The sequence below is a fragment of the Paenibacillus sp. XP01 genome (assembly GCF_057364885.1).
Map to the genome: position 1 here is coordinate 6,183,937 of NZ_CP139481.1, position 12,171 is coordinate 6,196,107.

The 12,171-nt window shown below is 53.8% G+C and carries 6 protein-coding genes; all 6 read right to left on the reverse strand.

All coding sequences use genetic code 11. The annotated features are described in order from the left end of the window. Positions 1-157: 157 nt before the first annotated feature. Positions 158-2,671 carry a U32 family peptidase gene (locus SNR34_RS28025; RefSeq protein ID WP_486180640.1) on the reverse strand — a complete coding sequence of 838 codons (2,514 nt, stop codon included), beginning with the start codon at positions 2,669-2,671 and terminating at the stop codon, positions 158-160. A gap of 351 nt (positions 2,672-3,022) precedes the next feature. Next, the gene (locus tag SNR34_RS28030) at positions 3,023-4,930 is read right to left on the reverse strand and encodes a stalk domain-containing protein (RefSeq protein WP_486180641.1); all 1,908 of its coding nucleotides are present in this window, start codon (positions 4,928-4,930) and stop codon (positions 3,023-3,025) included. A 54-nt stretch (positions 4,931-4,984) separates the two neighbouring features. Further along, entirely contained in the window at positions 4,985-6,154 is a 1,170-nt protein-coding gene (locus SNR34_RS28035; protein ID WP_486180642.1) for a S1C family serine protease, read from the reverse strand. 273 nt (positions 6,155-6,427) lie between these two features. Then, a complete protein-coding gene (locus SNR34_RS28040) occupies positions 6,428-6,640 on the reverse strand; it encodes a hypothetical protein (RefSeq protein WP_236420878.1) in 213 nt (70 codons plus the stop codon). Positions 6,641-6,972: 332 nt separating this feature from the next. Beyond that, positions 6,973-9,831, reverse strand: coding sequence for an excinuclease ABC subunit UvrA (gene uvrA, locus SNR34_RS28045; RefSeq protein ID WP_236420879.1), 2,859 nt, complete (start codon positions 9,829-9,831; stop codon positions 6,973-6,975). Positions 9,832-10,084: 253 nt separating this feature from the next. Continuing rightward, positions 10,085-12,076 carry an excinuclease ABC subunit UvrB gene (gene uvrB, locus SNR34_RS28050; RefSeq protein ID WP_236420880.1) on the reverse strand — a complete coding sequence of 664 codons (1,992 nt, stop codon included), beginning with the start codon at positions 12,074-12,076 and terminating at the stop codon, positions 10,085-10,087. Positions 12,077-12,171: the final 95 nt, after the last annotated feature.

A 12,171-nucleotide genomic window follows, 5' to 3' on the forward strand; every position in this document is an offset into this window, starting at 1 on the left:
TTCGTTCGTCCGTCCGTTCGTTATGGCGTCGCGTTTCTTGAATGTTTCTATTGGCGGGTCCTATACCCGATCCGGTTATGAAAAAGACCCCAAGAGCTCCTTCAAGCAGAGATTGGGGTCCGTTCCTCGTTCTTCATTCATGCATGGCGCTGTTTGGTTATTTCACCAGCTGACCGCGGGTAACGCCAAGCTGGTTGGTCGCTTTCAGCGTTTTCCATACTTGCGTGCCGCTAATTTCGCCGCGCAATGCACGGTTGTACAGATCGATAACCTCACGCACCTGCTCCGGCGTTTCTTCCAGGAACTCCACGCGGTAACGGGACACGCCCAGATCCATGAAGTTGGTCAGGTATTCTGCGCCGGACTGCTCTACCGCATTGTACACCGTATTGCGGCAGCCTTCATCCACGCGTACCGGGTGGGACATGCCGATCCGGTCCTGCAAGGAAGCGCGATGCTCTTCGCAAGGACGACCGCAGTTCGTGTAGTCCGTGCCTTCGCTCATAAATGTGCAGTACACGCAGTGCTCTGTGTGGAACATCGGCAAATGCTGGTGAATAACCACTTCAGTACGGTCCGTACGCGCACGTCCGAGCAGATCCACCATTTGTTGAATGTTCAGGTCATAGGATGGCGTCACCCAGTCGCAGCCTGCTTCCAGGAACAATTCAACCGCTTTGTGATTGGCGATGTTCAGGGAGAAGTCGCCGATCAGCTGCGGATGCTTCGCATCCGGGTTCTCCATCCGGTGACGCAAGTAGTAATAAAGCGCTCCGGTGTTGCGCACCAGCACGGCATCCGGCTGCAAACGCAAAATGTTGGCATGGTAGCCGTTCTCGCCAGGCATGTGGATGCGCGGCGTCGCCAGCGCGATTTTGCGGCCTGCGGCACGCACGGCCTCCACCGCTGCCGGGAACTGCTTGATGAACTCGAAGTCGGCGTAGATCATGCCGATGCCGGCCTCCAGCGCTGCCTCCACTTGCGGCAGGCTGCGGCACAGCGCGGTCAGCTCGGCTTGACCGCGCGCCACCGGCGTTGCGGGCACGGCCGCATCGCCGTACACGTCCACCGCCCGTTTCACGTAGACGGGCGGTTTCGGGCGCTCGCCCGCGAGCTGTTCTACCGCCTGACGGCGAATGTTGTTCAGCTCGCGCATCGGGATGATGACGTCACCGTGCAGGTTGACGTCCAGCTCTTCCAGCTGGAACACGGTACCGCCGAGACGGCCAAACTGCTCTTCGAGCAGCTCATGCGTCATCGGGCGCTTCTGTGCGATGTCCAGCTCCATCTCCGAATCGACGCGTACCGTCGTGCCTTTCTGCACGTCAGTCCACCATGTGCTGAGCGGCTGCCCCGGGCTGCCGATGACTTTGACGTGTACCGGGAAAACGCGGTAAGGTTTGTCGGTCTCGAAGGTCTGGCGCAGACGTTTGTCCAGCGCAGGGTCATTCGTTTTCCATACCTTGTCGCCCACTTTCACGCGACGCAGGTCGACGTCGCTGCGGCCGGGCACGATGTCCACGATCCAGCCCTCTTGGCCTTCGCCTTCGAGTTTGACGCCTTTGCGGCGAACGTCGTAGACGCGTCCACCCTCTTCTTTTTTCGTCGGGTCGCCGGCATCGAACACAATGCCGTCCCCGCGCTTAACGGGTGCATCCAATTTGACGACTACGCCGTCGCGCAGCACTTGATCCACACGCCCCAGATAGACGCCGCGGCTTTTCGGGAACGTGCCGTCCACCAGTTTTTTGTTGTTCGTGCCTTCCAGGAAACCGTGCGTAAAACCGCGCGAGAAGCTTTGCTGCAGTTCGCGAACCTCTTCCTTGCTTGGACGGGTATCGTCGCCGTCGAAATAACGATCGATCGCCTTGCGGTATTTGCTGACCACGTTCGCCACGTATTCCGGCGTTTTGAGGCGGCCTTCGATTTTGAAGGACGTCACGCCCGCTTCGATCAATTCCGGCATCAGGTCAATCGCGGCCAAATCCTTCGGCGACAGAAGATACGCCACATCGCCCATCGGTTTGTGTTCGCCATCCACCATTAAGTCATACGGCAAACGGCAAGCCTGAGCGCATTCTCCGCGGTTCGCCGAACGTCCGCCCCACATTTCCGAGGTCAGGCACTGTCCCGAATAGGAGACGCACAACGCGCCATGGACAAATACTTCCATCGGCAGTTTCGCCTGCTCACCGATCTTTTGGATCTGCTTCAAGTTATTTTCCCGGCCAAGCACAACTCGCTCCATGTCAAACGGCTTTGTGAACTCTACCGCTTCCGGCGACGTAATCGTCATTTGAGTGGAACCGTGAATCGGGAAGTCCGGCGAAATTTCGCGGATCAGCTTCACCAATCCCAAATCCTGCACGATGACCGCATCCACGCCTGCATCCACGCAAGCGTCGATCAGTTCCTTCGCGTCCTCCAGCTCATTTTCAAAAATCAATATGTTAAAGGTCAAAAAACCCTTCACGCCATAGCTATGCAAAAACGCCATAATTTCCGGCAGCTCGTCCATGCGGAAATTGTTCGCGCGCGCACGCGCATTGAATTTTTCGACGCCGAAAAAAATCGCATCCGCTCCGTTGGCTACCGCCGAACGCATGCAATCCCAGTCCCCCGCAGGTGCCAGAAGCTCAACGTCCTCTCTTCGAATTGCTGTTGTTGTCATTGTTTCCTCCCCGTCACCGATCCTTGGATCGGATTTCTTGCCCAACCTTCCGTCTTGGCGACTCTTATATATATCTATACATTATGACTGTATTGCCCGATATTCGGGTGCGCAGTCATCCATTTCCGGTCGATCAGCAGTCATAACTCCTGAACTAGTATAGTGTATCACTTCTGTCTTGCCACATCTACGTTTTCCTGAAAAATCCGTATATTGTTACTGCAAACTTTTCCATATCATTTCAACTGCAAATTGGTAGTCATCACATGTCCTCGTATATGAAAAAACGGAAGGCCCCATGGCCCTCCGCCTACATATTCAGATCTGACGATCTCCATATTGTTTCTTCTATTATTTGATCAAAGTAAATGAGTTCACTGCTTTTTCCAGCGCCGCCACCTGCGCCTCCGTGCTGTTGGCATCGTTCAGAGCTGTTGTGATTGTGTACGTCATGCCGCCCTGTTCAAACACAATCTGCCGGCCGCTGTACGGGATGCCGTTCTCCACCTCATGGTATCGGAAGGAAAACGCCGGAATGCCCGCAAACGTCAGTTCCTCGCTGCCGAGCAGCTTGAAATTTTTGCGTGATTTGGCCGCTTCCGCGTAGGCTTCCCGCAGCTGGCTGACCGTCATCTCCACCGAGCTGTTCGCGTTTGCGGCGATGGAAAATTCGCCTCCCGTGAACGTGTACATGACCGGCGAATACTCGAACTGGTCACTGTATGGCGTCCAATAGCGCGGGATGTTCACGCTGTACTGGTATCGTTTGGACGTGCGCTTCACCGTTTTGCTTTTATCGATCAGGTATGGATCTTCATCCAGCTGCCCGAAATTGTCAGCCACCGTATCGAAATCGATCTGCATGCTGTCCATCACCCGTTCAAACCATTTCCGATTGGCTTCCTGAGCCTCGGGGAACGAGAACTCTGCATAATAACGGTAACCGTTCTTCTGCAGGAACACATCGAACTCCGTCTGCCAACCATCTCCGAAATTGTACCGGAACTCGCTGACCTCAGCCGTCTCGCCGGCAATGTTCATCGTATAGGAACGGACAGGTTCATAGCTTTCGCCCACGAACGTTTCGCGCATCCATTGATCCAACTGGCCGCTCCATTCCTTTACGGTTGTTCTTGGGGGAGCGGAGGTCACGCGCAGCTGCAGAAATGCCCCGTTTTTGTCCTGGTACGTCATCTGATTGTTGTCCATCGACCAGCCTGCCGGTACCTGGAGCTCAATGCCATAATCTTCATTCGCCGCGAAACGCATGCCATCTTCAACGGTAGACAAATCCTTGATGCTTTTGTCCGATGCCGGAAAAGAAAGCTGGAAGGAATTCAACAGCGATGCGCGTTTGCCCAAATCTTTATAGTTCAGGGCCTCGGAGTCGGCCAGGTACACATCGTATTGGCGGCCTTCGCTGACATATTGCCGCATCTCCCAAAAGGTTCCGTCCGGATCCTTGCCAACGATGCGAGCGTAGGGCGTTTCCCCCTTGGATACAGTCTGCCTGTCGAGCACCGTGCCACCGTTTATTTTCGCCTCTTGCACGAGCTGTTGCAGCATGTCATCCGGATCAAGGGCAACCTCCTGATCGCTGACGTATACCTCGAAGTAATAACTGCCATCCGTTGATCGGAACGACATCAATCGTTCCTGGTCCCCGCTCTGCAGGAACATCAGGTCTGCCGGGTAGTTGATGGACCAGCCGTAATAGCTGTTCCCCACCTTCGTTTTGTTATCGTCCAGGGCAATGTCATCCTCGTCATCCGGATCTGCCGCTTCGCTCCATTGAGGTAGTCGGATGACCAGTTCTCCCGAAGCGTTCGGTGCAAGCGTGGCTCCAATGCCTGCAGCTACGGGCCGCAAGGGCACCATTAACACCCCGTTGACCATTTGGGGAGCGGCGCCCATCTCTTTTTTTACGCCGTCTACCCAGGCAATGGTGCTGCCCATCGTCAGCGTGACGGTATGCGCGCCTTCCTTGATTTTGATCACGTCGTCCTTTTCCAGCCGGATTTCGCTGCCGAACGCTTTTTTGAAAATCCCCACGGGAACCATGGTGACCCCATTCGTTTGATATGGCTTGATTATCGTTTGTTTGTTCCCATTGATATAAGCCCCTGTGCTGCCGGTTTTGATCCGCAGTTCACTGGTTATCATTTCCGCCGCGGATGCCCACTGGGGCATGGACACGCCTGCGGTTAATATGCCGGTCAATATCGCTGTGCCAAGCACATGCATAACATGCTTTTTCATTTCGTTTTTCTTCCTTTCGGGATTCGCTCTGTATCATGGGTGAACACACTAATCCTATTGTTCTTCGGCATACGCCTCATCGGAATCGGAATCCGGATCAAGCCCCACGTCGGCGAAATCGACCAATGCCAGCGTACGCGTAACGATATCTCCGTCCGACTGCATCAACAGCTTCACTTTTTGCCCCGGCAAATAGCCTTTCAACAGTTCGTTGATGTCCACCATCGACGTTATGCGTGTTCCCGCAACGCTGTATAACAGATCGCCTTCCTTGATTTTGGCTTTGCTCGCTTCGGGTGACAGCACACCCGTCACGGTCAACGGGTCGTCTGTCGGAAGCCCCACAATGGCGGACCAGCTCTCTTCGAGCTCAAGTCCCAGACTTGCCCGCTTCACTTCCCCGTATTTGAAAAAATGCTGGATCACATATTGGACCGTATCCACAGGGATGGAGAACCCCATGTTTTCAATGCCCACCTCGGCGAACTTCATGGAGTTGATGCCAACCACCTCGCCTTTCAGATTGACCAAAGGCCCGCCGCTATTGCCGGGGTTGATGGCCGTGTCCGTCTGGATCAGGCGATACGTTTCCTGTACGCCGCGGTTCAGACCGCTGATTACGCCGACGCTCGCCGAATTTCGCAGGGAAAACGAAATCGGCGTGCCGATCGCGATGACCGTTTCCCCAACGACGGCTTGCGAAGCTTTGGCAAAGGTCGCAGGCTGAAGCGACTTGCCATTGATTTTGATCAATGCAATATCGCTTAACGGATCGCTGTAGCTCTCGGTGATCTTATATGTATTGCCATCTGTCGTAACGACGACCGGGTTGTCCAACCCGTCAATGACGTGAGCGTTCGTGACAATCCAGCCATTCGCGCGAATTATGACGCCTGTGCCATGGGCAAGATTGTAACGGTCCGCTGTTCCTGTGGTTCCTTCGGTGGATTTGCCGATAATGCCTACTACGGAAGGTGAAACTTTTTCGATGACCTTGGGGATGGCTTCATTCCCTTTATACTGGTACAATCCTGTCTGTGCATCGTATTGCCCGCTGCCTCCCAATGCCTTGACCAGATCAGCCGTGCTGACATATACCTGTCCGTCAATCACTTTTGCCTTCATGTTCGCCGCTGCCTGTGCCGGTCCGGGTGTCAACGCAACCCCGATGGACAACACTGCAGCCATGAACACGGCCATGCTTTTTTTCCCCAGTGCTTTCATTCTCTCAACCTACCCTCTTTTAATAAAACAATCTGCACGCACACATGTCATCCTGGTGGATCCTACGATTCAAACGGAAGTTTCATATGGGTAAGTTCCAATGTAACATACAAAATATTCCTGCACAATTGACTATGGACCTGATTTCTCGCAGCAACATCTCAAGGCCGTCCAGAATCTATTAAAAATAAAAAAACACCCTCCATGGAAGTTGGAAAGTGTTTGATGATTCGGGTTCTCATGCTGTTATGTACTTGTCGGTCGCATCATTCATCAGGAACCGAACCAGCCGGTAATCATGGCATAATCGGTCATCAGAAACACCAACAGACTGACGACGGCAAATCCGATGGCAAACACGTTTTTCTTTGGAGCCCGTAGCAACCGAATCAACCCGATCAAGATGATGACGGTAAACAATAGAACAAAGATGTCAAACGCATTGAAATTCGATGTACTCGCCGTGGCGGCTTCTGCAAGCAGCATGGATAGACAGACCTCCTCACCATAGTTGAACATCCAACACATCCCTGAGTTCTTTCTCTATGTTATCCGTCCCCCGCTTGCAATGCAAGCACTTTCATCCAAAAATATGAAAAACAGGATAACGAAAACGCCCCCAAACCGGGAAAGGAAAGAACTCCACTCTCGACTGAAGAACGTGAATAATAAACCTCATTCCACAATCGATAAAGAGCAGTTCCCTTTCATAGGGGGCCGTAAATCGCAATCCAGCTAATTGTCATCCAAGGTCCTGAACCCTTGGACCGCCCTTGCACCAATGATGATGGGCTTGGGCTTCGAGCGATCCATTCGGATTATTGGGTGAGCTGCAGCGCTTTGCTTCGTTCCGTATCGCGCTCCAGAATCGGTTTCAGGTACTTGCCTGTATAGGATTCCTCTACTTTCACGATATCCTCCGGCGTTCCGGTCGCCACGATCGTTCCGCCGCCGCTGCCGCCTTCCGGCCCGAGGTCGATAATGTAATCGGCGGTCTTGATGACGTCTAGGTTATGCTCGATGACAAGCACCGATTCTCCCGAATCGACCAGACGGTGCAAGACGTTAAGCAACCGGTCGATATCGTCGACATGCAGCCCGGTTGTCGGCTCGTCCAGGATATAAATCGTTTTGCCCGTGCTCCGGCGATACAGTTCGGAAGCCAGCTTCACGCGCTGCGCTTCGCCCCCGGAAAGCGTCGTTGCCGGCTGGCCCAGGTTGACATAGCCAAGACCTACGTCAAGCAGCGTTTGCAGCTTGCGATGAATCTTCGGAATGTTTTCGAAGAACCGGGTCGCATCCTCCACCGTCATGTCGAGCACATCGGCAATGCTTTTGTTTTTGTATTTGACTTCAAGGGTTTCCCGATTGTAGCGTTTGCCCTTGCAGACTTCGCACGGAACGTAAACGTCCGGCAGGAAGTGCATCTCGATCTTGATGATGCCGTCCCCGCGGCAAGCTTCGCAGCGCCCGCCCTTGATGTTGAAACTGAAGCGGCCTTTCTTGTATCCGCGTACCTTCGCTTCATTGGTTTGCGAGAACAGGTCGCGAATGTCGTCGAAGACGCCGGTATACGTTGCCGGATTGGAACGCGGCGTACGGCCGATCGGCGATTGGTCGATATCGATGACCTTGTCCACATGCTCAAGGCCGCGAATCTCTTTATATTGTCCGGGACGAACACGTGCCCGATTCAGGTCACGCGCCAGCGTTTTATACAAAATTTCGTTCACCAGCGTGGATTTACCCGATCCGGATACCCCCGTCACCGCAGTAAACACACCCACCGGAATTTTGACGTTCAGGTTTTTGAGGTTATTCTCCTTCGCCCCGCGTATTTCCAGCCAGCGATCTCCCACGCTGCGGCGCTCGTTGCGGATCGGAATGAACTTGCGGCCGCTCAAATACTGGCCTGTCAACGAGTTTTCATTGTTCATGATCTCTTCCGGCGTTCCCTGCGCCATAATGGTTCCGCCATGAATACCGGCTCCAGGTCCGATATCGATAATATAGTCGGCTGCCATCATGGTGTCCTCGTCATGCTCGACAACGATAAGGGTATTACCGATGTCCCGCATATGCGCAAGCGTCGCAATCAGGCGGTCGTTATCCCGCTGATGCAGCCCGATGCTCGGCTCGTCCAAAATGTACAGCACGCCCATGAGACTTGAACCGATCTGCGTAGCCAAACGGATCCGCTGGGCCTCGCCGCCGGACAACGTTCCCGCGGCACGGCTCATGGTCAGATAGTCCAAACCAACGTTCACCAGGAAGCCGAGACGGCTGTTGATTTCCTTCAGGATCAGCCGTGCAATGGATTCTTCTTTTTCGCTCAGCTGCAGCGACTCGAAGAACCGGCCGGCCTCGCCGATGGACAATCCCGTGACGTAAGCCATATTGTGGTCGTTAATGGTCACTGCCAGACTCTCGCGCTTGAGGCGTTGTCCTTTGCAAGTACCGCATGGTTTCGCGCTCATGTACCCTTCAATGAATTCGCGAATGCCGTCGGATGCCGTTTCGCGGTAACGCCGCTCGAGATTGTTCACGATGCCCTCGAACGTCACCATCGCTTCCTTGCGTTGGCCAAAATCATTTTCGTACCGGAAACGAACTTTTTCCGAACCTGTTCCGTGCAGCAATTTGTTCATTTGCTCCGCAGGCAGCTCTTCGACAGGAACGTCCTGCGGAATGTTAAAGTGCTCACACACCGATCTGAGGAATTGGGGATAGTACGTCGAAGTACCTCCCGTCCAAGCATCAAAAGCGCCCTCTTCGATCGTTTTGCTCCGATCGGGAACGAGCAGATCGGGGTCCACGATCATTTTGACGCCCAAACCGTCGCAATCCGGACAAGCACCGAACGGGCTGTTGAAAGAAAACATTCGCGGTGCCAGCTCGTCCATGCTGAAGCCGCAGATCGGACAAGCAAAGGTCGAACTGAAGCGCAGCTCCTCCTGATCGATGATATCTACCAGCAGCTGTCCTCCCGACAGATTCAATGCGGTTTCGATCGAATCGGCCAGCCGTGCTTGTACTTCTTCCTTAATGACGATCCGGTCCACGACGACTTCGATCGTATGCTTTTTGTTTTTCTCCAGCTGGATGTCTTCGGACAAGTCACGCAGCTCGCCATCTACGCGTACGCGCACAAAACCCTGTTTGGCCACGTCCGAGAACACGCTTTTGTGTTCGCCCTTGCGCCCTGAAACGATCGGCGCCAAAATCTGCAACCGCGTCCGTTCCGGATATTGCATGATGCGATCCACCATTTGCTCAACGGTCTGGGAAGTGATCTCGACCCCGTGGTCCGGACAATGCGGATGCCCGATGCGCGCAAACAGCAAACGCAAGTAGTCATAGATTTCCGTTACGGTTCCCACCGTAGAACGAGGGTTGCGGCTCGTCGTTTTCTGATCGATGGAAATGGCCGGTGACAGCCCTTCAATCGAGTCCACATCCGGCTTCTCCATCTGGCCCAGAAACTGTCTGGCATACGCCGATAACGATTCCACGTAGCGCCGCTGTCCTTCGGCATATATCGTATCAAAGGCCAGCGAGGACTTGCCCGAACCACTCAGCCCCGTCAAAACGACAAATCGGTCACGCGGGATGGTTATGTCGATGTTTTTCAAATTGTGCGCTCGCGCGCCTTTAATGACAATATTCTCGCTCGCCAATGGTTATCCACCCTTTCAACAGTCAAAATCTTGCCAACCTTCCATCCTATTAACCTTTTAACCCATTTGTTTGTTAGTACCAGTATAGACTCGTTTCCGAAATTTCAACATGGCAATATGATCGGTCATGATCGGTTCTAATTGTATAAAGCCAAATCTACCAAGCCTTACTCAACAAGAGAACGGCCGTCCGGCCGTTCTCTTGTTGCAATCATTCTTCACCATTCCCCGAATGCCAAGGAACTGCTCCGACTTATTCGGCTCGAAGTTCAAGCAACGCGTCGCGAAGCTCGGCGGCACGTTCGAATTGCAGGTTCTTGGCAGCATCCTTCATCTCTGCCTCCAGGCGTTGAATCAGCGACTGGCGCTCCTTCTTCGACATTTTGCCGGCCGCGCCGGACAAGTATTCGTTCTTCGATTCGGCCACCTTGGTCGCCTCGATCACGTCACGCACTTTTTTGCGGATTGTCTGCGGCGTAATGCCGTGCTTCTCGTTGTACGCGATCTGGATGGAGCGGCGACGTTCCGTTTCCTTGATCGCCATGTCCATCGAATCGGTCACCTTGTCGCCATACAATATAACCCTGCCCTCGCTGTTCCTCGCGGCCCGGCCGATCGTCTGGATCAGCGAACGCTCGGAACGAAGGAATCCTTCCTTGTCGGCATCCAGAATCGCCACCAGCGATACCTCCGGCAAATCCAGTCCTTCCCTCAGCAGGTTGATGCCGATCAGCACGTGGAACGTCCCCAGCCTCAGATCGCGAAGGATGGCCATCCGTTCCAGCGTTTTGATATCCGAATGCAGATATCGCACCTTGATCCCGATTTCCTTCAGGTAGTCGGTCAGGTCCTCGGCCATTTTCTTCGTCAGCGTGGTGATCAGCACGCGCTCATCCTTCTCGATCCGGTCGCGAATTTCCCCGATGAGATCATCGATCTGGCCTTTTGTAGGACGCAGGTCAATGACAGGGTCAAGCAGGCCGGTAGGTCGAATGATTTGTTCCACCATTTTATCGGTATGCTCGATTTCATATGGTCCCGGCGTTGCCGATACGTAGATGATCTGGTTCATCTTTTCCTCGAATTCCTCGAACTTGAGCGGACGGTTATCCAGTGCCGACGGCAGACGGAAGCCGTGTTCGACCAGCACGGTTTTGCGTGCCTGGTCACCGTTGTACATGGCCCGGATCTGCGGCAGCGTCACGTGCGACTCGTCGACCACAATCAGCATGTCGTCCGGAAAATAATCCAGCAGCGTATAAGGCGTGTCGCCACGTTCGCGGAACGTCAGCGGCCCCGAGTAGTTCTCGATTCCCGAACAGAAACCGACTTCCTTCATCATTTCGATATCGTACCGCGTGCGTTGCTCCAAGCGTTGGGCCTCAAGCAGCTTGCCTTGCTCCCGGAACTTCTCAAGCTGCTCCTCAAGCTCCCGTTCGATATTGACCAATGCGGCGCGCATCGTCTCTTCCTGGGTAACGAAGTGAGACGCCGGGAAGATCGCGATGTGCTCGCGCTCGCCGATCAGTTCCCCCGTCAGCACGTCGATTTCGGTAATGCGTTCGATCTCGTCGCCGAACAGCTCGACCCGGACAGCATGCTCGCCTTTCGATGCCGGGAAAATCTCGATGACGTCGCCGCGCACTCGAAAGGTGCCGCGCACGAAGTTGATGTCGTTCCGCTGGTACTGTATTTCCACCAGACGGGACAGAATCTGGTTTCGCGGTTTCTCCATGCCCACCCTGAGGGACAGCAGCATGTTGGAATATTCGTGCGGCGATCCGAGACCGTAGATGCAGGACACGCTCGCTACGATAATGACATCCCGGCGTTCGAACAGCGAACTGGTCGCCGCATGCCGGAGCTTGTCGATTTCCTCGTTGATGCTCGAATCTTTCTCGATGTAGGTATCAGAGGAAGGAATGTATGCTTCCGGCTGGTAATAGTCGTAATAACTTACGAAATACTCCACCATGTTGTTCGGAAAAAATTCCTTGAATTCGCTCGCAAGCTGGGCAGCCAGCGTTTTGTTGTGGGCAATGACCAGCGTCGGGCGCTGCAGTTTGGCAATGGTTTGCGCAATGGTGAACGTCTTGCCCGTTCCGGTCGCCCCCAGGAGCGTCTGATACCTCTTCCCTTCCTGAACGCCCTTCACCAACTGTTCGATGGCTGCAGGCTGATCACCTTGGGGAGAAAACTCTGACTCGATTTCGAACGTTTTGTCGCTCATGATAATATCGCTCATTGCCGTATCTCACCCTATCGTCTAAAATAATAGTCACTATATATTGTCGAAGTTCCCCGAATTTTGATATGGGAAAACTTATATCAATAGGAATA

Bases quoted from the DNA above. Each gene is read 5' to 3' on its own strand.
- uvrB (WP_236420880.1), bottom strand. From the start codon at position 12,076: ATGAGCGATATTATCATGAGCGACAAAACGTTCGAAATCGAGTCAGAG.
- SNR34_RS28035 (WP_486180642.1), bottom strand. From the start codon at position 6,154: ATGAAAGCACTGGGGAAAAAAAGCATGGCCGTGTTCATGGCTGCAGTG.
- SNR34_RS28040 (WP_236420878.1), bottom strand. From the start codon at position 6,640: ATGCTGCTTGCAGAAGCCGCCACGGCGAGTACATCGAATTTCAATGCG.
- SNR34_RS28030 (WP_486180641.1), bottom strand. From the start codon at position 4,930: ATGAAAAAGCATGTTATGCATGTGCTTGGCACAGCGATATTGACCGGC.
- SNR34_RS28025 (WP_486180640.1), bottom strand. From the start codon at position 2,671: ATGACAACAACAGCAATTCGAAGAGAGGACGTTGAGCTTCTGGCACCT.